This window comes from Natronotalea proteinilytica (genome assembly GCF_055379935.1).
In genome coordinates, this window is record NZ_AP043947.1 from 2,663,949 (window position 1) to 2,688,406 (window position 24,458).

Genomic DNA, 24,458 nt, shown 5'->3' on the forward strand with positions numbered 1-24,458 from the left:
GTCCCGATTGTTGTGTAATTGGCGTTCTGCCAGATCTTCATATTAGGCGGCAACAGCCGCTGGTTGTTGCTTCGAAGTCGTCGAGGCATCCGGAGAGACCGGCTCCCTGTCCAGCCGACGCTTCCACTGGAAGAACTCGTCCATGATGAGGTAGCGGCGGCCGGTGGACCACTCCTCATGCTGTTCCGCACACAGAGCGCCGATCAGACGCTGGGCCGACGTGAGGTTCGGGAAGATGCGAATGACGGTTTCTCGCCGCCTGATCTCTTCGATAAACCGCTCGACCATGTTTGTTGTCCGGAGGCGACGGCGGTACTTCGCGGGAAGCCTCAAGACCGCAGTCGCGTCCTCGAAGCCGTTCTCTAAGATCTTCAGGGCCTGGTCGGCCTCGCCTTCCAGTTCGTCACAGGCGGCTCCAACGGCTTCTCGGGCCCGTTCTGGGGAGCACGCCCCAAGCACCTGATCAAGCATCTCGTGCATCCGATCACGCAGCGTCGCGGGCGTCTGGTCGATCACATTGCGCCGAAAATGTACACCGAGGAATTCCTCGGTATGACAGCGTTGCCAGATCAATCCGGGAAAGGCCGATGCCAGAGCGCTTCGTAATCCTTCGTGACCATCACTGGTGGCCACTTCAACGCCAGAAAGGCCGCGGCGCTTCAGGCCCTCGATAAATCGGCGCCAGCCTTCCTTTGTCTCTCCAAACGCCGTCTCAAGCCCCAAGATCTCACGATGACCGGCCGCATTGATGCCCACCGCCAGCATCACCGTCGTCGATCGGACCGCCCCTTGACGGCGAACCTTCACTTGCATCGCGTCGAGGAGGAGAAAGGGGTAGCTTCCGCTCAACGGCCGCTTAGCCCATGCCGCGACCTGTTCGTCAAGCTCGGTGGTGAGCCGGGAGACCGTGGACTTGCTAAACTTGCGTCCGCACAGCTTGGTCGTGATCTTCTTCACGCGACGCGTGCTCACGCCCTGCACGACCATCTGCATGAGCGCCAGCACCAAGGCCTTCTCCGATCGTTGATACCGCTGGAAGAGCTGGGTTTGAAACGTCCCGTCCCGATCCCGGGGGACCTCCAGCTTGATCGTTCCGACCCGCGTGGTGAGCTGCCGCTTGTACGACCCGTTGCGGTAGCCCTGTCGCGTGTCAGTCCGCTGGTCCGATTCCGCGCCCAGGTGTTCAGTCATCTCCGCTTGCAGCATCTGGTTCAGGATCGGCTCCAGCAGGACCGCCATTCCCCGGTCGCTCTGGAGCAGGTGTTGGATCTTTTCGTCGTCGATTGTAATTTCAAAAGTGGCCATCGTTAGTATGTCGGTTGGTTTTGGTTAGTCTCGCTTCCAACCTGGCAAAACGCGATGGCTTTTTCTACTTGCTCGCCTCAATTACACAAGATTACGGACTCAACCTGGAATGGCCCAATGCGAGTCAAACCCATAGCCGGGGACCGTGCGAAACTCTGTGTACCACCCCTTCCAAAAAACCTGTCATAGTGAGCGAAGGCCGACGGAGGAGGCCCATGTAGCCGCCGAATGGCATTCGGTAGAACCATCTCCCCGAGGCTCAGCAGACGCTGGGCGATCGAGCGGCCCTGTTCATTTCGGTAGTGGATAGACGCTAAGTGATAAGGTGATTGGAGACCGCAGTTTTGTCTTGTTCGAACCCTCTCTCCCTTATTCCGCTTCGCTCCATCAGTCACCCTGCGGGCTCGTGTCGGGTTTCTCCCCCTTAGCCAAAGGCTAGTGTATGCACACAACCTGAGATGGCGATAATCGTTGATGATCGCTTGCCTGTCCTGAACTCGATTCAGGATCTGGATGACGTTCGGGAGGGAGGCATTTGGGTTGAAAGGGAGCTTTCGTCTCCCAGCACCGTCCCCCCGACACGTCATCCTGAACTTGATTCAGGATCCACTCGCCCGAGCAGACGCCCAGATGGGTTCTTTTTGTGGGGTCCAACAGTCTCTCATTGAACAGACGGTGGAGAAGTCAAATTTACCATCAACGAAATACCAGAGACAAAGTTATGTGCAAGGACTAGAGCCAAAGGGGGAGATGTCCACAGGATCACACCTGCGGCGAAGCTCGAAGACAGAGGGGGGTTGAGCCGGTTGCGATGATGCAAACCACATGTCAATCACTTAATACCTTACGCTACCCTCATTTCGGGGGAGATCCCGGCTCTGCGGGGCTGGACGCCTTGGCCGGGATGACGATGCGTGTTGGCAGTTCATAGTTTGCCTCCATGATTCAGGGGCAACACAGCACTCCCCTACCCCTCCTCCCCACATCCACCCGTCCATACATCCACCCTTAAACTTTCCATCCTTCCACACGTCCACCCCTAACGCAAAAACCCGCCGATGAGGCGTGAGCCCCACCGGCGGGTTGGTGGTGGTCTGGTTGTGAGGCCCCGCGGTTAGCGTACGACCGTGACCTTCTGCGTGGTGCTGAAGGTCTCGCCGCGCATGCGTACCATGTACATGCCGCTGGCCAGATCGTCCACGTTGAGGCTGATCTCGCGGGTCGTTTCGGCTTCGACCTGCTCATCGAGCACCGTGCGGACGCGCTGTCCGAGGGTGTTGTAGACTTCGATCACAACAGGCTGGGCCTCTTGCACGGCAAACTGCACCGTGGCCTGGTCGCGGACCGGGTTGGGGAAGGTGAGCAGTTCGTACTCGCCGGATAGCCCCACTTCGACTTCAATGGGCTCGTGCAGCGTTTCCGTGCCGTCCAGGTCAACCTGGCGGAGGCGGAACGTGTGCGTACCGGCCGTTAGGTCTTCGACGCGGAAGCTGTAACTCTGTGGCTCGTCGGTGGTACCAGCGCCTTCCACGAACTCCAGATCGCTGAACGACTCGCTCTCCAAGTCTTGCTGCTGGACGTAGAATCCGGCGTTGTCTTCTTCACTGGTGGTTTCCCACTCAAGAACAGCGGCTTGCCCGTCTACCTGACCGAGAAAGCTGTTCAGCTCAACGGGCAGCGGCCCAGCATCGGGATCGATGGTGAGGGTGAAGCGGGTGTCGGGGGTGCCGTTTTCAGTGGAGTGTTGGACGACTCCGCCTGCATTAGCAGGCTGAGATCCTCCTTCTACGGTCAGATTTTCACTGCAATCTGTTTCAGCGCTGAGGCTAAATGCATACGGATCTTCGGCACGAAGGTCGTGAACTTCGTCTGTTTGATGATCCTCAACGAAAAGGCCCCATGTGGCGGGCATGTTTTCCGTTTCACTCAATGCCAGTTCAGCATCACCGCCAAACGGACTGCCACTTTCGCATCCGGTTGCTTCTACGCTGAGTCCAAACTCGACCTTCTCTTCCAAATCATATGGAAGGTTATTGATATTGAGTGCCGTGCCGTCTTCGAGCACTGTGTGAGCACGCACCCGAGGCGTGTTGGACGTACTCAGCGGAGTAAGGTAGTAGGCGTCTGCTTGATCAATCCCCTTCTCGCCATCGCTAGTAAACGTCGTATAAGTGTTTGTCTTAGCTTCTCCCATCTCTACACTCAGAACCGCACTCCGATGAGTAGCCAACATCTGGCTCCCCTTAAAGGGGTCATCCTCCGCACCATCAACAACTTGGACATCGCGAATATCTTCTATTTCGAGTTCAGGGTTACTGTCCGTTGCTTGAACTTTGAATCCCTGGAAGGGACCGATAACGCCGTCTTCAAGATCTCCTTCAGTACCGTTCCAGTCATCAAATTGCTCTTCTTCAGGATTCCAAACATACACAACGTCACTCAGATTTTCTCTCCTCATTTCGTCCCAATTAGTTTCCGTGAAGTACGGATTGCCAAGCAGATTCCATCCACTTTCCGACCCGTCACCACCGTCATCGGTGAAGCTGATAAGTGGACTGAAGTCGAAATTTGTACCGTAGGTAGGCAACGCATTGGATTCTATACGCTTGGCACTGCTGGTGTCATCACGATCTTGCTCATACACCCAGACAATGAAACCCGTCCCTCGTGAAGCCGGATTGGTCACATCCTCGACTGAGACCCATTCGTCGGAGACTGTCTCTCCATCCTCCTGTTCATTTCCTTCGTTTGCCCGTTCTCCTTCATCAAAAAGAAGGAGATTGCTAAACTCGCGGCGCTCGTCTTCGGAATTGTCCGGGCCTTGAATCCACAGACGTGACTTTACTGCTCCATCATCGGTCGTCTGTCGGAGCCAATCATTGTAGGAGTAGTCTTCCGATGTATCATTTCGATCTACGAATGGGTTGGCAAGCATAAACCACTGACTAGGACGACCAGGAAGTTGTCGATCTGCAATGAGTTGATCTGTTATCTCTGGATCACCGTAGCTTATACCTGCTGCATCGTTTCCATATAGAAGTTGCGAACCTGGAGCCATTGTTAGAATGCCACCAGTTGATAAATCTCCACCGCTTCCCAGCACGAGGCTCCCTGTAATACTGATGGGTCCTGACTGAACATCAACAGTACCAGCTGACTTATTGAGTGTTAAGTTCTCAAACTCAAATGGCTGATCAGAGTTGATTGCTTGATTTTCGGCCCCCGCAAAAATAATTTGAGCATCATCATCGAGCCGAACTGTTCCTCCTCCCTCAACTGTCCAATTACCACGTATGTCCAGTGGGCGGCCCAAGTCAAGAATAGCCTGATCTTCGATGGTTAAGCTTCTTGTTTGTAGCACCGCGTCTTCTAAAGAAGTAATCCGGACATCTGTCCCATTTCCTGAGAAAGTTGTCGTTCCAAACTCAAGTAAGAGTTGATCACCTGTCACTTCTTGATTTTGCTCGCCACTGAAAGTAATTCCTCCCCCATCACCTGGATCCAGATTCCCAGCGATTCTTATAGACTGACCATTCAAGGTTAGAATCTCTTGATCAAGCTCTGCTCCCGATCCCTCACGGATGTTAAGGTCTCCGTTGATCTCAAACCGCCCATCTAGCTTGACCAACGTGGGGGAATTAATCGACACATTTGTAAAAATAACTCCATCAACTCGAGTGGTTTCTCCGCCATCAAACTCTACTTCGCGTGCAAAGAAGGCCTCATCGCCCTCTATGCTAAATGTTTCACCTTGAAAAGAGACATCCGAATCTTCATTTGAGGTGCCATTCTCATCACGGCCATACTGCCCTCCGTCTTGAATTTCGAAGGTACCTGTAATTGTTACAGCGTTTCCAGGCTCGCCAGGTTGGCTTCCCAATTGAAGATCAGGATCTGGACGCACTTCGGCACCTGAAGCAATCACAACATTCAAAAATGCATTCGCTCCAGAAAAACTCCCCTCTAAACTTTGATCATCAAGAGGACCTGCTCCCGTAAAAAATGCCGTAGCACTTTCACCTGAACGCAACTCACCATTATTAACAAAGTTACTTCCCAACTCAATTCCCCCTTCATACTCTACACGTCCAGTACTACTTATCTCGACAGGAAAATCCATCGTTAAGACAGCATTTTCATCTACTACTACTGTCCCCTGAATTCCAAACGTACCCGCTACTGTAAAGCTTGCATCCACCGAGAGTGTAAGTCCGGCACCAACAGATAGTGTACCGGGGAAAGTGCTATTAGTACCTCCCACTGTTAGAACTGCCTCACTTCCTCCATCGTTTAAGGTTAAATTACCATCAGCAACCAAGTCTACAATGCTTAGGTTTGACCCCAATTCCAAGGTGAGGTCAGCGGCGGTTTCAAGACGCGCAATTCCATCATTCCCCGGGTCACTGACTTGTTGTGAGGCTCCTGTTAATACAACAGTTCCCGTTAACTCATTGGTGCTTGTGCTAAGGGCTACCAGACTCGGCGAATCGTAAGTCAGATTTCCTGAAACAAAGAGAATACCTCCATTGCCATCGTTCTCCAGGTTAATTCGCGCATCATCTGGCCCTGTTGCTATTTCTACATCTCCAGAAACAGTCAAGTTAGCTGTCTCAAAGGTCAATTGCGTAAACTCTGCTACATCTTCTCCCTCCAAGGTAAGAGAGTTTATCGTCCTATCGTTATTCAGTGTAACGCGATCCCCCGCAGATATAACTACATCATTACCACTATCTGGAACGTCGCCTCCGCAATTGGCCCATGTGTTACTATCTCCCCAATCACCAGTATTTGCCCCTCCTCCAAGATCACTTGTGCATTGTCCTACTACAGACTGCGGTGCCATAGCAAACCCAAACAGTCCCACAGCAACAAGCAGCACGAGCGCACGGAGGCCAGCGGTGAACGAGGACGCGGATACGGTAGGCAGCGGCGATGCGGAGCGTGTATCGGTATCAGTCATGGGCATCGGGGCGCGTTGGGAGTGAGAAACGCAGAGGGTATGTATTGAGGTACGAGGCCGTTTTACGTATTGGCCTTTTGTTCCATGTACTACTATAGGCCATTTAGCGAGTCCTCTATCGTACTGTTCCGGCACAGAAGGACTCACATGGTTGGAATGTAGGGCACCCGGCGGAAAGGTGCAAGGGGGTATGGCACCAATTCACACGGGCGTTGTGTTTCAGTTTGCGCAAATGTTATGCCGTATGCGTTTTTGGATGCGACTGACGTGGCGGTCTCATGCCACCGATTGGGCAGGGCCGCCCGACTTGATAGCAGGAGATTGCACCCCAGGAGCACTCGTTCGCTACGCTCACAGCGCCACGTCGCTAGCGCTCCTCGCAATGACAATAGCGCCACCCCTCCCACCTTTGTCATCGCGAGGAGGGAGCCCTGCGACTGACGTGGCGATCTCATGCCGCCGATTGGGCAGTACCGCATGAACGATGCCGCCCGGTTTGATGGCACAAGATTGCGTCGCTGCGCTCGCAATGACAAGACAGCAGAATCCTTCCACCTCTGCTGCGACCTAACGGGGGGATTCTATTCACGAAGTCGTGGTTTCTACCCACACCCCATTCATAATGACACGAGAACAGACCCTACCTTTGTCATCGCGAGGAAGGAGCCCTGCGACTAACGCGGCGATCTCATGCCGCCAACCTGGGCGTGCTGCCCGACTTGACCGCACAAGATTGCTTCGCTGCGCTCGCAATGACAATAGAGTAAAGCCTTCCATTTTTGTCATCGCGAGGAGGGAGTCCTACGACTGACGCGGCGATCTCATGCCCTCGAACTGGGCGGTGCTGATCGGGTTGGCGGCACAAGATTGCATCGCCACACTCGCAATGACAATAGAGTAAAGCCTTCCATTTGTTGTCATCGCGAGGAAGGAATCCTACGACTGACGCGGCGATCTCATGCCCTCGAACTGGGCGGTGCTGATCGGGTTGGCGGCATAAGCTGGATAACCTTTTCCATTCGCTTGCAGCACTCATTAGCATGCTGTACGTTAGGAATACCTACCTTCTTCCATTTCCAAAAAAACTTATGGGGGCACGAACATACTACGTATACATCATGACTAACGCTGCACATACGGTGCTCTACACCGGTGTAACGAATAATCTTCGTCGTCGTGTTCAGGAGCATCGATCGGGTCAAGGGAGCACCTTCACGCGGCGGTACAATGTCAAGAAGCTTGTGTATGCCGAGCAATATCAAGACGTGAATGACGCTCTTGCACGCGAGAAGCAGATTAAAGCAGGGTCGCGCCAGAAGAAACTTGACTTGATCCATGCCGACAATCCGGCTTGGAAGGACTGGGCTGTGGAGTGGTAGAGGAGAAAACTTCTTTCGACTGACGTGACGACTTCATACTCCCCGACCTGGGCAGTGCCGCCCGGTTTGACGGCACAAGATTGCCACGTCGCTAGCGCTCCTCGCAATGACAAGAATGGAGATCTTCCCACCTCTGTCATCGCGAGGAAGGAGCCCTGCGACTGACGCGGCGCTGTGAGCGCTAGCGAACGAGTACTCCTGGGGTGCGATCTCATGCCGCCCGATTGGACGGGGCTGCCCGGCTATGGGTTTGACTGGCAGTGCGCTTTCCCTTGGCCCGAAATCAGAAGCGAAGCGCTGGGAGCACCGCGACCGAGTACTCCTGGGGTGCGGATATCTCAGGCGGCTATTACCCATAAGACAAGCGCAGCCGCCAGAGTAGACGACTGCGCTTGCACATATTCGGAATGTCTCACGATCCACTACGGCATGGGATCGTCATCTTCTTCCCCGTCTTCATCGTCGCGTCGCCGCAGTTTGTGCGCTGCATACCCAGCTCCGGCAAGCGCCAATAGGCTAAGTCCCCCATCCACAGGAACTCGTTCAGGCGGTGGTGGAGGCGGAGCTGGCCCTTGGTTCGTCTCCGCCCCAAAGTCATATCGCTCAGCGCCGTCTTCGTCAAACGAACCCGAGTCCGCCCAATCGGGGAGGCGGGTGGAGGAGGGTTCGTCGGCGCGGCGATCTTCAACAGGAGGGGCTTCTTGTTCCCAGCTGGGCTCTCCCCAGTCGGGTACGTCGTCCTGATCATCGTCGGGGCCCCACTGGGCGGCTGCTGGCGTGGCAACAAGGAGCCCGCCTGCGATGAGCAAGGGCACAAGTGCGACGAAGACTAAATGTTTGTAGAGGAGATTCATACCGTAAGGGGGGAATTAGCGAGAACTCACCGTAACGTCTAAAGACGCGGGGACAAAGTCAAGGAGAAAACAAAATTACAATGGAGGGGGCGCGTATTCAGTCAACACATTCACACTATTGGTAGGCTTCTGTGCTCTTACATCATTCAGATAGCAACAAAATACATACCAGGAGGCCGTTCGGTTTAGATCTAATGCATCGTTCTGCATGCTGCTGGCTCTATGTTATTGAAAGGACAGCAACAAGCTAAAGCGAAGCGTATCGGAGAGCGGGTTTTCTTCTTCAAGGGTGTAGAGGTACGAGAAGTCAATACCCACGATGTTCCAGCGCACACCGGCACCAAACGTTAGGAACTGGCGGTTTCCGTTGTCGGGGTGCTCGTAAAAGTATCCACTGCGTAGGGCGAACAGATCGGCGTACCAGTATTCCAGGCCGGCTCCCATGGTAAACTGTTCGGCGACGCCCAGTTCAGTGAGTTCATCCTCCCCATCGGCACCGGGGCGGCGCTCACCCGGCGCGGGGCCCCACGAGTTAAAGATCGCTTTGTAAAAGGGATCCGGATTGCTCCCGTCCTCATCCACGCTGACGAGCTCTTTGTTGAAGTCGTTGGCCAATGTCAGGCTGTTATACTCGTCAAAGTCGAACGTAAAGGCGTATCCGAGCCGCAGGTTGGTAGGTACGGCCTGCTTGTCCTCAAAGTACTGAATGTGGGTGCCCATGTTGGCAAGGTTGGCTCCCAGTGAGAACGTAGTGGGCGTTCCAGCAAGATTGAACGGGTTGGTCCGATACAGGGCGGCCAGATCGAACGTGCCCGAGAATGCGGTGCCGCTACCAATATCAGCGGTTTCGGGCGAAAGGCGGGAGTAGATGGCCCGCACGCCGCCGCCCAAGCTAAAGTTGTCGTTGAGTTGGCGTCCATAAGACAGACCCAGCGCCATCTCGAAGGCACTCGACTCATCAATGAGTTGGCCTTCCGTATCAATGATTTCGGTTTCTCCGAGGTTCAGGAAAATCAGGTTGGCGCCAAAGGTGCCGATGTCATCGACGTGGTAGGTCCCCACAAGATACTCATAGAACAGCCCAGCATCGAACTCGGGCAGCCAGTTCGCATGTGTAATTCCTACCTCGGGGCTTCCTTGAAACCCCAATCCGGCAGGGTTCCAAAACATCGCGTTGGCATTATCAGCCACGGCTACTCCGGTGTTCCCCATGCCCGCGCCTCGGCTATCGGGTTCAATACGTAAGAACAGTGCAGACGACTGTCCGAGTTGGGCGTGAGCGGTGGTGGTGAGCCCAAAGCAAAGAAGGATGGCGCTAAAGACGCCAATCCATCGGAGGCGAGCGCGCGAGAAGAAGACGGTGGGGAGCATGTGCATAAAGCCTACTGCATTACCAAGAACAAACAAAAGTCACCCATTCTATTACCGAGTCAACACGTAAGGACGTATCGGTTTCCTTGTATGACAGGAGGGCGCGTGTGGGTGTGTATCAATTTGTTCGATAGGGCTAAGCATCTATGAAAGCAAGTCGCATAATAGCAGGGTAGGCAACGCTTCGCTCAAATGCAAGGGGCGCCCGGCTGCTTTATTAAACAAATGGTGTGTTGAACACGCGTTATTGCTTCGCTGTGGTGGACATGTTCCCCTAACGTGTGCTTGCGGGCGAGGTTCGTATGGATATGACGTTGGATGTCAAAACAGCGGGGAGGCGTCTCAATTGCCACCGAGGATATCGGGGTCGCCTGGATGAGGTGACGTTCTCCTAATCTATCGGTGGCAGCCGGAAAGAAGGGGACGCAGAGCATCGCGACGAGTGACCGCCCGGGATATCCGCACCCCAGGAGTACTCGGTCGCGGTGCTCCCAGCGCTTCGCTCCTGATCCCGGGCTATGGAACGGCGCAATGTAAGCAAATCCATAGCCGGGGACCGCTTGCGTCCCCGGCGATCTGTGGTATGTCGCTAAACACGTACCCTGCTAGACGCGGTTGCTCCGCCTAAGAGACGCGGAGTCTGACACGAGCGTAGCGACTGACGAACGCAGTGAGTAAAGATCTCCCACGAAAGATCTCCCACGAACTGGGCAGGGCCACTCGATCGATCAGAGCCTGCTGAGCGTCGGGGAGATGGTTCGGCGTGCTCCGGGCTGGGCCCGTCGCGTGCTCACCATGACAGGTTTTTTGGGGGACACAGAGGTTGGCACGGTCCTCATACCCTAACAATCAGCTGTGTCACAGCCCTACAGTTCGTCGCGTACGTCTTCAAGGCGGCGGAGGCGGGCAGAGAGCTCATTGGTGGCATCGTGGATGTCGCGTAGTGCTTCCCGAATCTGGGCGGTGTCCGCATCCTCATCGGTCACCTCCATCAGAAACTGAGCGTTTCCGTGGATGATAGACAACGGGTTGTTCAGGTCGTGCAAAATTTCGCTCAGCGTGTCGCGCAATTCGTCAGGGTCGTTCGATTCCATGGGGAAACGGGCTCTGGTAAACAGGCTTAGGCGGTCAACTCAGGAGCAATGGTCCATCCTCGTTCACTTTTACGCACCGATCCCATCGACACATCGGGATCGTGCTCAAAGAGGAGCGTCCACTCGTTGTCATGTGCTTTCTGCAAGAACCCTGCCTTCTCGTCAATGGTCTGCAGCGGGTCAATATCGTAGGCCATCGTCCAGGCCGGACCGGCATGATGGTGCGTGGGCAACAGATCGCCCACATACACGAACGTGTGCGCATCGTGGGTAATGCGCACCATCTGCTGTGCGCGCGTGTGTCCGTCTACAACGTGTAGGTGGATGCCCGGGCCGAGGGTGCCGGGTCCATCGTGGAACGTCCAGCGCACCTGGTCCGCCAGCGGGTCGAGAATCGCATCTCGAAATGAGTTTTGTTCTTTGGGATTCGGCGCCCGCGCGGCCTTCCAGTGGCGTTGTTGCACATGATGGGTAGCGTTCGGGAACTGGGGGACCAGCTGCTCCCCACGACGAACCACCGCTCCGCCGCTATGGTCAAAGTGCAGATGCGTAAACACCACATCGGTGACATCATCGGTGGATACCCCTGCGTCTTTGAGGCTGCCCGTGAGCGTGTGCGTGCTGTGGTCGATCCCGAAAATCGATTGCTCTTTTTCAGAAAAGTGCGTGCCGATGCCGGTATCCACCACGATACAGCGGTCTGGACTCTCGATCAACAGGCAGCGCATAGCCAGTTCGATGCGGTTCTGGTCATCGGCGGGAATGCGTTGCTCCCACAACGGCTTGGGCACAATCCCAAACATGGCTCCGCCATCGAGTTTAAAGCGTCCGGTTTCCAGCAAGGTGAGGGTGTAGGGACCGCATTCAATCATGCGTCGGTGGAGCCAGTGAAGAAAACGGGCAGGGTCGGTTTGGACTGTAAACGACCAACGGGGGTACGTGATTCTGAAGGTCGCATCTCCGGCTATAGGTTTGCCTGACATCGCATCGTTCCGTAGCCTGGGATGACTAGAAGCGTTGATAGCTCATGATCCACCCCAGGATTCAGGTGTGACACAGCACTAAGTAAAGACAGGCACGAAGTTGGGGTTTTGTGCGTTTCAAAGCGGCATCATGTGCGCCCAGATATTCTTAATACACGCTCTCATTCGTACGGCACCACGCTTCACATAAGTATTTGATCTATATGGCTCTACGGAATCCCTCCCCCTAAATCCCCCTCCTCTGAGGGGGACTTGAGGAACCCCTTCTACGGTTCCTTCCTCCTCGGGGAGGAAGGGTAGGATGGAGGGGAATCCATCCGGCAATCCCCAAAACCATTGTTGAGGTCACTTACTGTTGTGTCACAAATCAATGGTTGTGTTGCAACACGCCCCATTTTAACGTTGTCATCTTGAGCGGAGCGGCTCCGTCTAGGAGACGCGGAGTCCTGACACGAGCGGAGCGACTGACGAACGCAGTGAGTAAAGATCTCCTACGAACTGAGCAGGGCCCGTTGGTTTGCCAGTAGCTGCTGAGCGCCGAGGAGATGTTTCGACGCGAGTCCACTCCATACCCTAACTTTCAGCTGTTACATAGCACCTACTGCTGTGTCACAGGTCAATCTTCGGGTAACACATGGCCACCTATACGTACCGAGAATAACTCACAATCATGTCATTGCGAGCGCAGCGACGCAATCTCGTGCTATCAAGTCGAGCAGCACCGCCCAGTTCGAGGGCATGAGATCGCACCCCAGGAGCACTCGTTCGCTAGCGCTCACAGCGCCGCGTCAGTCGCAGGGCTCCCTCCTCGCGATGACAATTTTGGACCCTAACTTTCAACTGTGGCACAGCACCTACACATCCTCGGGCGGAAAATCTTTGAAGTGTCCGTTCGACTTCACGCGCCGCTGCACATCCTCTTGCTCTTCAATCTCAGGAATGAGCCGTTCAAAGTGATTGACGAGGTAGCGCACCCGCTCGGCTTCGCTGTGCAATTGAAGCACCTCCTGTTTTTGCTCCAGCGATAGCCCTGCGTTTTGGGCCAGCACGAACGAGAGACGGTCGTTGGTCTGGTACAGGCCGGGGCGCACGGTGCGTCCGGCCAGCTCCAGGAGTTTCATATGCTGGGTAATCATCCGCTCGCGCAGCGACTCATCTGCAGGATCAGGGGTCTCGCTGAGGAGGGTTACGTCTGCTGTGTAGTAGGAGGCGCGATCGTCGAACACCTCGTTGATTTGAAAGCGTTCGTCGCCCTCAGCGATTAGATCGGCGCTCCCGTTCTCATACCGTTTCAGGATGCGCTGGATGTGGGCTGTGCATCCTACCGAAGCAATGCGGTCGTCCTCGGACAGGACGATGCCGAAGGGCACCTCGTGGGTGGTGCAAAACGCCATCAGGTCTTTGTAGCGCTCTTCAAAGATGTGAAGCGGAACCGTCTCGTTTGGGTAGAGCACCAGCCCTAGCGGAAAAAGCGGTAAGTCATCGATCGTGGATGCCATGGCACGGATTGGCTTGAAAAAAGGTAGCGTGTCGTGAACCTATAGCCTAAAATGGGTGTTTCCGTGCTGCTTGTCTGGAGTGTGCAAAGCCTGTTCTTTTCTGCGCTCTCGGCGCATCGAATCAGTCGGGGGGCGACTTGTCGTTGGCGGCATCGGATACCGGCACGGGGGGCGGGGCGGCCTGGCGTTGCCGGTAGAGCATGTAGCCCGAAGCAAGCGCCACAACGGAGCACCCAAGGGCCACGCCCGGACGCAGCAGCAACGCGCCTCCAACAGCAAACATGATTCCGAAGAGCAGTCCCACCGCCGCCACCGTACTCAGCACACTCCGGCGCAACGAGGCTGAGGGCATCACGCCGGTTTCTTCGCGCTGCCGGATCCAGCCGGGCCCACCGGGACGCGCCATCCGGTAGAAGCGGCGCAGCGTCTCGGGCGATTCGGGAGCGGTGGCGTACATCACTGTGATCCAGATGGCGCCGGTAATCAGCGTGATGGCACCCAGCCGCAGCCCAAAGTCGTCGATCATCAGTCCGGGATACAGAGTCGTAGTCAGGCCAATCAAGAAGCCGGCACACATCGCTGAAAGCTCGGCCCACGCGTTGATGCGCCACCAGAACCAGCGCAGAATGAGCACCACGCCCGGGCCCGTGCCAATAGCAATAACGAGCTGAAAGACCGCCGCGACACTTTCTGCATAAAAGGCCGCCACGCCGCCCAGCGTCGCAATCAGCACCGATGCTATGCGTCCGGCCAGCACCAACTCGCTCTGACTGGCTTCGGGCCGCATGAAGCGGGCGTACACGTCGTGCGTCAGGTAGGAGGCGCCCCAGTTAATCTGGGTAGAGACGGTGCTCATGAACGCGGCCAGCAGCGAGGCCACAGCCAGCCCCAGCACCCCCACGGGCAGGTAGTCGAGCATGAGCTTGGGGTACCCCATCTCGGGATCGTCGAGGTCGGGGTAGATGACCAATGCGGCCAGCGCCACGAGCACCCACGGCCAGGTGCGAATGACGTAGTGCATGATGTTGAAGAGCCAGGCGGCCCACTCGGCGTTCTGTTCATCGCGCGAGGCCGCCAGACGCTGAATGAACTCACCGCCGCCATCGGAACGTCGGAACGTCCACCACTGCACGAACACGTACGCAAAAAACGTGGATGCGGAGATCCCAGCAAAGGCACTCCACCCCACGCGCAACCCATCGCTCCATCCGATTTCAAACGGAACGAAAGCCAGCACATCGAAATCGGTGACGTCCTGCGCCTGTGTGACGAGTCCCTGCAGGCCACCGACTTCTGGACTTCGAATGGCAAACCAGGCGACCAAAATAGCGCCTGCCAGTGCCAGCACGAACTGCACAAAATCGGTAGCTACCACGCCCCACAGTCCCGAGAGCCCCGCGTACAGCAGCACAAACACCAGCAACACCAGCACCGAGAACATCTTCGGATCCATGCCCAGCACGGGCACATCGGTGGGAATGCCCATCAGCTCCCAGAACGAAAGCGCCTCCATCACCTTCAGGGCGGCAAGCATAATGTACCCAATGCCGATGCAGTTGATAGGCACCGCGAAAAGAAACGCTTTTACCACGCGCAGAATAGCTGCCGGACGCCCGCCGTATCGCATCTCGATGAGTTCGGCATCGGTTACGACCTCGCTGCGGCGCCAGAGCCGTGCAAAAATGTAAATCAGCGCTACGTGTCCAACGCCAAAGGCCCACCACTCCCAGTTGCCTGCAATGCCGCGCTCGCCTACGACACCAGCTACGTAGAGCGGCGTATCAATCGAAAAGGTGGTGGCCGCCATTGACGTGCCGGCCAGCCACCACGGCAGGGACCGTCCCGAGATGAAGAAGTCCTCGACCGACTGCGAGGCTCGCCGCGAGAGGTATGCGCCCAGCGCCAGCGCGCCAACCAAGTAGGCGACAATGATAAGCCCGTCAATCCAATGCATGTGCGCTAGGGGTTGAGGCGAGAGAGGGCAACGCGGGCGGCTTGATGCAGACCTTCGTGATAATCGTAGGGCGTGGGCCAATCCAGCGCTTTGTTAAACGCGTCGATGGCCTCCTCCGTCTGCCCCTGCACCCGATACACCGTGCCGAGGTAATACCACGACCAGGCGCCCCACTGCGTGTCGGCATCGGGGTCGGCAGTGTTGTAGGCAGCGGTGTAATGCGAGCGAGCCGCCTCGTACTCGGCTTGCGCCTGATGCACGCGACCCATCCGGTAGTGCGCCTCGGCGCGCTGGTCGCGCGACAAGTCGTTGGCATCGAGGAGGGCTTCAAGGCGTTCGATGGCGGTGTCGTATCGGGCAGAGTCGAACGCGTTGCGGGCTGCAAGCAGGGCGCGCTCGGTGTCGGACATGGGCCCTTGCAGGCGCCGCTGAGCCCAGCGTTCCAGTGCAGCGTCTTCGTCGAACTCCCGCTCATCGGCCACCTGCTGGTAATACGATGTGGCCGCCTCCCAGCCGTCTTCCCATTCGGTAGCCAGCCCCAGATAGAGATGTGCGGGCGGCATCAGCGCGTCGCCTTTGTGTGTACTAATGTAGGTGCGTAGCGCCTCCTGGGCAGCTGCGTGATTCTCCAGAGCAAACTGCAACCGCCCCTGAAAGAAGTGCAGAAAGGACACGGGCGTGGCCCCGGCCTCAACCTGGCGAAGCCCCTCATCGAGGACCGTTTCCGCAGTGTCCACCTCCCGGTTTTCCAGCAGCACAAAGCCATACACGTAGGCCCAGAGCGGACTGTCGGGGTACTGCTCGTAGACGGAGGCGATGTGCGGAACGGCTGCCTCGGTGTCGCGCTCTACAGCGTTGCGCACAATCCCAAGAGCAGCCTCGGCAAAGGGGGCGTTGACTGTGCTTTCGGTGGCCGCCTGCTGCAGATCGGCCAGCCCCTGTTCTGCATCCCCCTGAAACCCCACAATACGCAGCACCCGCTGATAGCGGCCCGGTAGCACGCCAATGACGTATCGCACGAGTCCGACGCCCAGACGGCTTTCGGCAAAGTCGGGGTGGCGTTCGGCATTGCGGCGTAGCGTGCGAAACGCCGAGCGGGCGCGCCATGCTGCCCGGATGTTGCGCCCTTCTCGCCCGGCCACAAGGGCGCGCATCAGCTCAGCCTCGCCCTCCATGTGCGCCACCCACGGATTGCTTGAATCGGGGGCGCGGTCGAGGGCGTCGAGCAGCGCATCGGCGTGGGCTTCTACCTGTTCGAAATAGGTCTCTTCCTCAGTCATAAATGCCTGAAAGAGCGCCACCAACGCCCGTCCGTGCGGGGCCGCCCAATAGCCATCGGCTTGCGCGGCCAGCGTATCGAGATGCGCCTCGGCCACCTCCAGGCGATAGCGGTGCAGCGCGGTGTGCGTCGCCTCGATGTGGTGCAGCGCCGGATCGCTATGAGCCAGTAGCACCATTTCGGTAGGGGGAGGCGCCGTGCGATCCTGCGCCCACGCTGCGTCTCCCCATACCAACAGCCCGATGGCCATCCAAACAATAGAGCGGATCATGACGCGTTACGCTGTTTCAGAAGCAGGCGCCTCAGCCGACGGCGACACGAGTGTCCCGTCATCGCCTAGCCCCACGTACATGCCTTCGTCCACATCGCGAAGGTCGCCCTCGCTTTCGGCCACAACGGAGGCTACCATGGTGTCGCCTGTGATGTTGTTCACGGTGCGCAGCATGTCGAGCGGACGATCAACGCCGAGGATGAGCGCAATGCCTGCGCTGGGTACGCCCACCGATTCGAGAATCACGACCAGCATGATAATCCCCGCGCCGGGCACGCCAGCGGTGCCAATGGATGCCAGCACCGCAATCAGCACAATGTTGAGTTGCTGCGCCATGGTTAGATCGAGCCCGATCACCTGCGCGATAAAGACGGCAGCCACCGCCTGATAGAGCGCCGTGCCGTCCATGTTGATGGTGGCCCCCAGCGGAAGCACAAAGGAGGAGATCTCTTTTGACACGCCCAGATTCTTTTCGCTGACCTCCATGGTAACTGGCAGGGTGGCGCCGCTCGACGAGGTCGAGAAAGCCACCAACTGGGCTGGAAAGATGGCCTTGAAGTACGAGGTGATGGGTTTGGGGGTAAACAACTTCATGAACAGCGGATACACCACGAGCATCATGATGAGCAGGCCAATAGCCACCACAAGCGTGTAGTAGCCCAGCGCTCCCAGGAGCGGAGCGAGCTGCGTGGGACTATCCGCCGCAATCGACACGATGGCGTCGGCCAGAAGTCCGAACACGCCGATGGGCGCGGTGAGCATGATGATCTCGACCAGCTTGATGATAAGCGCGTTCAGGCTCTCGAAGAAGTCCAGTAGCGCCCTCGATTGCTCGCCGGGGATGAGCAGCAGGCCGAGTCCGATAAAGAAGGCCACAAACACGATCTGCAGCATGTTGCTGTTGTCGGAGGCCGACTCGAAGAAGTTCGACGGCACCATATCTACGAGTGGCTGCAGGGGACCGCGATCAGCCGCCTCTTCGGCAAAGGCTTCACGCTCATCCACATCGGCGCTGTAGGTTTCTTCGAGCTGCACCTGCATCTCCTCGGGGACTGCGCTGCCGGGCTGTAGCGTATTGACAAGCGCCAGGCCCACAATCAGAGCAATGGTGGTCGTCAGAATGTATAACCCCAGCGTCTTTCCGCCGATGCGCGAAAGCTTGTTCAGATCCGCCAGCGACGCCACACCCACCACGAGCGAGGCCAGGATGAGCGGCATGGCAATGAGTTGCAGCGCATTTAGAAAGATGGTGCCAAAGGGGGCCACCCAGTGATTGGTGAACTGCTCCCATCCCAGAGCGGCGCCGATGACGCCATAGATCAAACCCAGAACGAGGCCGATGAGGATTTGCCAGTGCAGCTTTTTATACCAGGGCATGCAAGGTGCAGGGGTTGGGAACGACTAGCGAAGCATTCACATCCGCATAAGAAACGGATGCGCGCTCCGTAAAACAAGCGCGCTCCAAAATTTTGACATGGGCTGCGAAGATCTGTGGTTGCGTGCGCTTCCTCGCCGGTGACCTTGCCCTTTGCTTGGTGAAAAACCTACCCCCTTGTCATTGCGAGCGGAGCGACGCGCCCCGACCGCAGGGAGGAAGTGCTCTTGGAGTGCAATCTCATGTCATCAGGCCGGATGCATCTGCCCAATCAACGGCATGAGATCGCCGAAGGCGCCCCTCGCCGCGATGCTCTGCGTCGCGACGTAGAAATGGACGCTCTGCGTCCAACGGGAATGCCAGGGGCCAGGGCTGTGAACGCTGGAGCGTCCAACCGTGCGTGGCGACGCGGAGCATGTACGTGTTTAGCGGCGTGCTTCCTGATCGCCGGGGACGCAAGCGGTCTCCGGCTATGGATTTTGCTCACATCGCCCCGTTCTGTAGCCCGGGATCAGGAGCGAAGCGCTGGGAGCACCGCGACCGAGTACTCCTGGGGTGCGGATATCCCGGACGGTCATTGTACCACGCTAAACAGGTACGGAGCATCGCCACGAGAGTGGGGTGGTGAGGGTGAAGGGCATGGATAGAGCCATGCCAACTGATCGCACAGTCGCTATTACATGATCCAGCTCCATGCTCCAGCCCATACCGCACCAATTAGTGTGGCGATGGCATTCACACCGCTGTTGGTGAGGTAGCGCGTGCCATACACTGGGGCCTCGCTTGAGGTGGTGGGTTCGTCGTGCCAGATCTCGTCTTGTTGATCTGCGTACTGCGCCTGTCCGTAAGCCCCCAGCACGCTATCAGCTATGCTGCCGATCAATCCCCCGAGTGCGACCCATGCAGCTCCGTCCCACGAAAGCGGTCCAAGGACGGCTCCGAACGCCGCGATGATGCCAGCCCCGACAAGACTGGCTGCCGTGCCAGACCCCGACACGGCCCCCGATGTACCGGCTGCCACCCATGTACCGCTGCGCAGCGACCAGGCGCGGGTGTGCCAGCGTGTGCCCACCTCGGTGCCCCAGGTGTCGGCTGTGGCCGCGGCCAGACTCCCTACGTACACCGGATACATCCATTCGGCTCCTGCCCACGGCATCAGTGCAAGCGCGGCCCACGCCCATCCGCCATTGGCCAACACCTGCATCGCGGTTCGTGGACGCGTGTCGGTATTCACAATCGTGGCGGTGGCGACCTTCATCCGGCTCATCACACTGCCAGAGGCCACAAACACGGCGAGCGGGACGACCCAATCTAGACCACCCACAACTACCGCATGCGCGCCAAAGAGTCCGCCCGTCAGCGCCCCGGCAGATGTGAACCAACCTGCATAACGCACCAGGGCGGCAATACCCCCACCCAGGCTTGCTATCCAGATCAGATCGAGTGGAGTCATGAGGCTTTCAGGTTTTATCGTTTGGGTTATGTGGAGGTGCAGTTCCCCTGTGCTCCTTCGAGCTATTGCTGTGACACACCACTATTGCGCTCTTGTGACAATGCACCAACGTCTCCAATACACCATCTGGTTTCTCTACCTCGGGGCGTTACGTCGGACGCAGAGCGTCCACTCGTCCGTCTCGATGCGTGCCGAGCCTGCTTGGGTGACGCTGAGGTCTATCCGACTGGCGGCGTCAGGATGACCTGCAGACGTAACAAAATCCCCGTCTCTCGTAGCAGCACACTTCGCCGCTACAAAACGCACAGACGCCCCGCCATCGCTGAAGATGACGGGGCGTAGTGCGACATACCAAAACGTCAGCTGGCGTCTACTCGGTCTTCACAGACGACTCCAGCTCTTCCTTCGTGGGTGCACCGTCACCCGCAGAGCCGTTGCCACCGATGGCTGCTTGCAGCTCTTCGAGCTCGGACTTCGAGCCGACCACGATGTCGCGGAATTCGCGCTGTCCGGTTCCGGCGGGAATCGGATGGCCTACCACCACGTTTTCTTTCAGTCCATAGAGCGGATCTTCCTTGGCCTGAATGGCGGCGTTGGTGAGCACCTTGGTGGTCTCCTGGAAGGACGCTGCCGACACGAACGAGTCGGTGGCCAGTGCAGCTTTCGTAATCCCCAAGAGTACGGGGCGCCCCACAGCAGGACGCGCCTCGCGCACCTCGATTTCGGGTTCGTCTGCACGCTTCAACTCGGAGTTGAGTTCGCGCAGACGGCGACGGCTCACGATCTCGCCGATCTTGACCTTGCTGGAACTGCTTGGGTTGGTAACCACAAACTTGTCGTGCAGGTCGTCGTTGACGCGGGCCATCTTGTGGCGGTCTACGACATCCTCTTCGAGGAAGTGCGTATCGCCTGTCTCCACAATGCTGACGCGCTTCATCATCTGACGGACAACCACCTCGATGTGCTTGTCGTCAATCTCGACGCCCTGCAGACGGTACACCTCCTGAATTTCGTTCAGCAGGTACTCTTGCACCGCACGCGGCCCTTTAATCTTGAGGATATCGTGGGGGGCAATGGTCCCGTCGGAGAGCGGGTCACCGGCTTGCACAAAGTCATTCTCGTGCACCAGCATGTGCTTCGAGAGCGAGACCATGTAGGTCTTCGTCATCTCGTCGTCGCGGCTAGACACGATCACCTCTTGCTTGCCGCGCTTACGATCGCCAAAGCTGACGATGCCGTCGATCTCGCTCACCTCGGCGGGATCCGACGGGGTACGCGCTTCGAAGAGTTCCGTTACGCGTGGCAAACCACCCGTAATGTCGCTCTGCTTGACGGTCTGACGCGGAATCTTAGCCAGCACCTGACCAGCCTGTACCGTTTCACCGGCATCAACCTGGATGCGGGCCTGCACCGGCATGTTGTACTCCCGCTCGTCTTCCTCGTCAATGCGCACAATAACCGCCGGTGTGACGGTACGCTTGCGGCTTTCGGTAATGACCTTCTCTTTGTGGCCCGTTTGCTCGTCGGTCTCTTCGCGGTAGGTGGTGCCTTCCATCATGTCTTCGTACTCCACCTCGCCATCGACCTCTGAGAGGATGACGCTGTTGTACGGATCCCAGGTCACCATCACATCGCCTTTCTCGATGTCCTGGCCTTCTTCAACCATGAGCTCGGCGCCGTACGGAACCACGTGCGTATTTTGCTCGCGTCCATCCTCGTCGAGAATCACGATCTCGCCTTGACGCGTCAGCACAATTTCCGACGGGCCGCTGCCATCGTCGTACGAAACCGTCCGCAGGTTATTGAAGGCGACCTCGCCTCCAGACTTCGCCTGCAGCGTGCTTTCGGATGCGACCGCGCTGGCGGCTCCTCCAATGTGGAACGTCCGCAGCGTAAGCTGGGTGCCCGGCTCGCCAATCGACTGCGCAGCCACCACACCAACTGATTCGCCAACCTCGACCATGCGATCGGTACCCAGGTTGCGGCCGTAGCACAGCGTACATACGCCTTTCTCCGACTCGCAAGTGAGCACCGAACGGATCTCCACCTCTTCAATCGAGGTTTCGGCAATGCGCTTGGCGATCTGTTCGTCAATAAGGGTATTCGCCTCAGCAATAAGCTCGTCGGTCTGCGGATCGTACACGTCGTGCACAGTCACGCGACCAAACAGGCGTTTGCTAAGGGGCACCACCACTTCGTCGTTGTCGGTGAGCGCCGAGATCTCGATGCCGCGGAGGGTGCCGCAGTCATGCTCGGTGATGGTCACATCTTGCGACACATCGACCAGACGACGGGTTAGATACCCAGCATCAGCCGTTTTCAGCGCGGTATCGGCCAGTCCCTTACGCGCCCCGTGGGTGGAGATGAAGTACTCCAGCACAGAGAGCCCCTCTTTGAAGTTCGAGAGGATGGGGTTCTCAATGATTTCGCCGCCGCCTTCTCCGACGTTTTTCTGCGGCTTGGCCATAAGACCACGCATTCCGCCCAACTGACGGATCTGCTCTTTCGAGCCACGCGCCCCCGAGTCGGCCATCATGTAAATGGCGTTGAATCCTTCGCGGTGCTCTTTCAGCGTTTCAAACAGCACTTCAGAAACGCGGTTGTTCGTCTGCGTCCAGATGTCAATGACCTGGTTGTAGCGTTCACTGTCGGTCGTAAAGCCCATTTCGTAGTTAGACCGGACCTTCTCGACCTCGGCGTTGGCATCTTCGACCAGTTCCTCCTTCTTGTCGGGAACGACAATGTCGGACAGCGAGAACGTAATGCCTGAGGTGGTAGAGCGGCCAAAGCCCAATCGCTTCATTGCATCCAAGAACTCGGCGGTCTCTTTGAAGCCTGCCGTTTTCAGGATGCGCGAAATAATCGGGCGCATGTTTTTCTTCGTGAGCACCTCGTTCACAAACGGCACGCCCGCTGGAACGATCTCGTTGAAGAGCACACGGCCTACCGTCGTCTCCAAAATTTCGGTCGGATCATCGGGGCTACGCAGCTCAATTTTCGCATGGGTAGCTACAATGTCCTGGTCATAGGCCTGGCGCACCTCTTCTACCGACGCAAACCGGCGTCCTTCGCCTTTCTCCCCGTTTCTGGCCTTCGTCATGTAGTAGAGGCCCAGAATCATGTCCTGGGTGGGCACAGTGAGGGGCGACCCGTTGGCTGGACTCAAAATGTTGTGGCTGCTCAGCATGAGAATCATGCTTTCAAGGCAGGCCTCGTGCGAAAGCGGTACGTGCACAGCCATCTGGTCACCGTCGAAGTCGGCGTTGTAGGCGGTACAGACCAGCGGGTGCAGCTGAATGGCTTTCCCTTCAGTAAGCACCGGCTGGAACGCCTGAATGCCGAGGCGGTGCAGCGTAGGTGCACGGTTCAGCAGCACGGGGCGTCCCTGAATCACTTTCTCCAGGATGTCCCACACCGCTGCAGTACGTCGCTCCACATACTTCTTCGCGCTCTTCACCGTCTTCACAATGCCGCGCTCAATAAGGCGGCGTATGATAAACGGCTTAAAGAGCTCAACGGCCATCTCCTTCGGAATACCGCACTGGTGCAGTTCCAGGTCGGGTCCAATTACAATGACCGAACGGCCCGAGTAGTCAACACGCTTTCCAAGCAGGTTCTGGCGGAAGCGCCCTTGCTTGCCTTTCAGCATGTCGCTGAGGCTCTTCAGCGGACGGTTCGAGGAGCCGCGCACCGAATTGGATTTACGGCTGTTGTCAAAGAGAGAGTCCACCGCCTCTTGCAGCATCCGCTTCTCATTGCGCAGAATCACCTCAGGCGCTTTGATGTCGATCAGGCGCTTCAGGCGATTGTTGCGAATGATAACGCGCCGGTACAGGTCGTTTAGGTCGCTTGTGGCAAAGCGTCCCCCATCGAGCGGCACGAGGGGGCGCAGCTCCGGCGGAATAACCGGAATCACGCGCATGACCATCCACTCCGGACGGTTCTCGATGCGCTCGTTCGCGTCGATGAAGCCTTGCACGACGTTCAGACGTTTCAGCGCTTTGGCTTTGCGCTGTTGGCTTGTTTCGGTCTTGACCTGGTAGCGCAGCTCTTGCGCGAGGGTGGGCAGATCCAGCCGCTTGAGCATCGTTTCAACGGCCTCGCCCCCAATCATCGCAATAAACTTCTCGGGGTCCTCATCGGGCAGGCGGTTGTTGTCCTCCCGAATCTGGTAAAGGATGTTGAAGTACTCTTCTTCGGTGAGCAGTTGGTTCTCTTCTACTCCCAGGCGTTTGGCTGTGCCGGGCTGGATAACAATGTACTGCTCGTAGTAGATGACCTTCTCCAGGTCTTTGGACTTCAGCCCAAGCAGGTGGCCAATTTTGTTGGGCAGCGTTTTGAAGTACCAGATGTGAACCACGGGAACGCTGAGCTTAATGTGGCCCATGCGTTCACGCCGCACCGCTTTGCGGGTCACCTCTACGCCACACCGGTCGCAGATAATGCCTTTGTAGCGGATGCGCTTGTATTTGCCACAGTGGCACTCATAGTCTTTGACCGGGCCAAAGATTTTTTCGCAGAAGAGACCGCCCATCTCCGGCTTAAACGACCGGTAGTTGATGGTCTCTGGCTTCAACACCTCTCCGTACGACCGCTCCAGAATGTCCTCTGGAGAAGCCAGGTTGATGGAGATCTTGTCGAAGTCTTTGTCGATGTCCTTCGTATTTCCGTAAGGCATGTA

13 protein-coding genes are annotated in these 24,458 nt (G+C 57.2%); 1 reads left to right on the forward strand and 12 read right to left on the reverse strand.

The features are described 5' to 3' along the window. Positions 1 to 42: 42 nt before the first annotated feature. Both ACZ5AL_RS10715 and ACZ5AL_RS10720 read right to left on the reverse strand, forming a co-directional pair. Positions 43 to 1,305, reverse strand: a complete 1,263-nt coding sequence (locus ACZ5AL_RS10715; protein WP_464510366.1) for an IS256 family transposase — start codon at positions 1,303 to 1,305, stop codon at positions 43 to 45. A gap of 1,114 nt (positions 1,306 to 2,419) precedes the next feature. Then, entirely contained in the window at positions 2,420 to 6,265 is a 3,846-nt protein-coding gene (locus ACZ5AL_RS10720) for a T9SS type A sorting domain-containing protein (protein WP_464510367.1), read from the reverse strand. Positions 6,266 to 7,353: 1,088 nt separating this feature from the next. Here ACZ5AL_RS10720 and ACZ5AL_RS10725 point away from each other — a divergent pair. Continuing rightward, complete coding sequence (locus ACZ5AL_RS10725; RefSeq protein ID WP_464510368.1) at positions 7,354 to 7,644, forward strand: GIY-YIG nuclease family protein; 291 nt, start codon at positions 7,354 to 7,356, stop codon at positions 7,642 to 7,644. A gap of 422 nt (positions 7,645 to 8,066) precedes the next feature. On the opposite strand, the gene ACZ5AL_RS10730 is transcribed toward ACZ5AL_RS10725, so the two are convergent. From ACZ5AL_RS10730 to rpoC, 10 genes are all read right to left on the reverse strand, one after another. Beyond that, on the reverse strand, positions 8,067 to 8,498 hold the full coding sequence (locus tag ACZ5AL_RS10730) for a PID-CTERM protein-sorting domain-containing protein (protein ID WP_464510369.1): 432 nt from the start codon (positions 8,496 to 8,498) through the stop codon (positions 8,067 to 8,069). A gap of 225 nt (positions 8,499 to 8,723) precedes the next feature. Then, the gene (gene porV, locus ACZ5AL_RS10735) at positions 8,724 to 9,875 is read right to left on the reverse strand and encodes a type IX secretion system outer membrane channel protein PorV (protein WP_464510370.1); all 1,152 of its coding nucleotides are present in this window, start codon (positions 9,873 to 9,875) and stop codon (positions 8,724 to 8,726) included. A gap of 860 nt (positions 9,876 to 10,735) precedes the next feature. Continuing rightward, positions 10,736 to 10,963, reverse strand: coding sequence for a histidine kinase dimerization/phospho-acceptor domain-containing protein (locus ACZ5AL_RS10740; protein WP_464510371.1), 228 nt, complete (start codon positions 10,961 to 10,963; stop codon positions 10,736 to 10,738). Between the two features lie 26 nt (positions 10,964 to 10,989). Continuing rightward, positions 10,990 to 11,835, reverse strand: coding sequence for an MBL fold metallo-hydrolase (locus tag ACZ5AL_RS10745; RefSeq protein WP_464510372.1), 846 nt, complete (start codon positions 11,833 to 11,835; stop codon positions 10,990 to 10,992). Between the two features lie 965 nt (positions 11,836 to 12,800). Beyond that, complete coding sequence (locus tag ACZ5AL_RS10750; protein WP_464510373.1) at positions 12,801 to 13,445, reverse strand: LON peptidase substrate-binding domain-containing protein; 645 nt, start codon at positions 13,443 to 13,445, stop codon at positions 12,801 to 12,803. Between the two features lie 121 nt (positions 13,446 to 13,566). After that, positions 13,567 to 15,399, reverse strand: coding sequence for a sodium:solute symporter family protein (locus ACZ5AL_RS10755; RefSeq protein WP_464510374.1), 1,833 nt, complete (start codon positions 15,397 to 15,399; stop codon positions 13,567 to 13,569). Between the two features lie 5 nt (positions 15,400 to 15,404). Continuing rightward, entirely contained in the window at positions 15,405 to 16,949 is a 1,545-nt protein-coding gene (locus ACZ5AL_RS10760; protein ID WP_464510375.1) for a tetratricopeptide repeat protein, read from the reverse strand. Between the two features lie 6 nt (positions 16,950 to 16,955). Further along, positions 16,956 to 18,326 (reverse strand): dicarboxylate/amino acid:cation symporter, encoded by a 1,371-nt coding sequence (locus ACZ5AL_RS10765; RefSeq protein ID WP_464510376.1) that lies wholly within the window; start codon positions 18,324 to 18,326, stop codon positions 16,956 to 16,958. Between the two features lie 674 nt (positions 18,327 to 19,000). After that, positions 19,001 to 19,777, reverse strand: a complete 777-nt coding sequence (locus ACZ5AL_RS10770; protein ID WP_464510377.1) for a DUF92 domain-containing protein — start codon at positions 19,775 to 19,777, stop codon at positions 19,001 to 19,003. Between the two features lie 370 nt (positions 19,778 to 20,147). Next, entirely contained in the window at positions 20,148 to 24,455 is a 4,308-nt protein-coding gene (gene rpoC / locus ACZ5AL_RS10775) for a DNA-directed RNA polymerase subunit beta' (RefSeq protein ID WP_464510378.1), read from the reverse strand. Positions 24,456 to 24,458 lie beyond the last annotated feature (3 nt).

Excerpts from the sequence above, each read along its gene's own strand:
- ACZ5AL_RS10755 (WP_464510374.1), bottom strand. The coding sequence starts at position 15,399 with ATGCATTGGATTGACGGGCTTATCATTGTCGCCTACTTGGTTGGCGCG.
- ACZ5AL_RS10725 (WP_464510368.1), top strand. The coding sequence starts at position 7,354 with ATGGGGGCACGAACATACTACGTATACATCATGACTAACGCTGCACAT.
- ACZ5AL_RS10750 (WP_464510373.1), bottom strand. The coding sequence starts at position 13,445 with ATGGCATCCACGATCGATGACTTACCGCTTTTTCCGCTAGGGCTGGTG.
- ACZ5AL_RS10715 (WP_464510366.1), bottom strand. The coding sequence starts at position 1,305 with ATGGCCACTTTTGAAATTACAATCGACGACGAAAAGATCCAACACCTG.
- ACZ5AL_RS10765 (WP_464510376.1), bottom strand. The coding sequence starts at position 18,326 with ATGCCCTGGTATAAAAAGCTGCACTGGCAAATCCTCATCGGCCTCGTT.
- ACZ5AL_RS10745 (WP_464510372.1), bottom strand. The coding sequence starts at position 11,835 with ATGATTGAATGCGGTCCCTACACCCTCACCTTGCTGGAAACCGGACGC.
- porV (WP_464510370.1), bottom strand. The coding sequence starts at position 9,875 with ATGCACATGCTCCCCACCGTCTTCTTCTCGCGCGCTCGCCTCCGATGG.
- ACZ5AL_RS10740 (WP_464510371.1), bottom strand. The coding sequence starts at position 10,963 with ATGGAATCGAACGACCCTGACGAATTGCGCGACACGCTGAGCGAAATT.
- ACZ5AL_RS10730 (WP_464510369.1), bottom strand. The coding sequence starts at position 8,498 with ATGAATCTCCTCTACAAACATTTAGTCTTCGTCGCACTTGTGCCCTTG.
- rpoC (WP_464510378.1), bottom strand. The coding sequence starts at position 24,455 with ATGCCTTACGGAAATACGAAGGACATCGACAAAGACTTCGACAAGATC.
- ACZ5AL_RS10720 (WP_464510367.1), bottom strand. The coding sequence starts at position 6,265 with ATGACTGATACCGATACACGCTCCGCATCGCCGCTGCCTACCGTATCC.
- ACZ5AL_RS10770 (WP_464510377.1), bottom strand. The coding sequence starts at position 19,777 with ATGACTCCACTCGATCTGATCTGGATAGCAAGCCTGGGTGGGGGTATT.
- ACZ5AL_RS10760 (WP_464510375.1), bottom strand. The coding sequence starts at position 16,949 with ATGATCCGCTCTATTGTTTGGATGGCCATCGGGCTGTTGGTATGGGGA.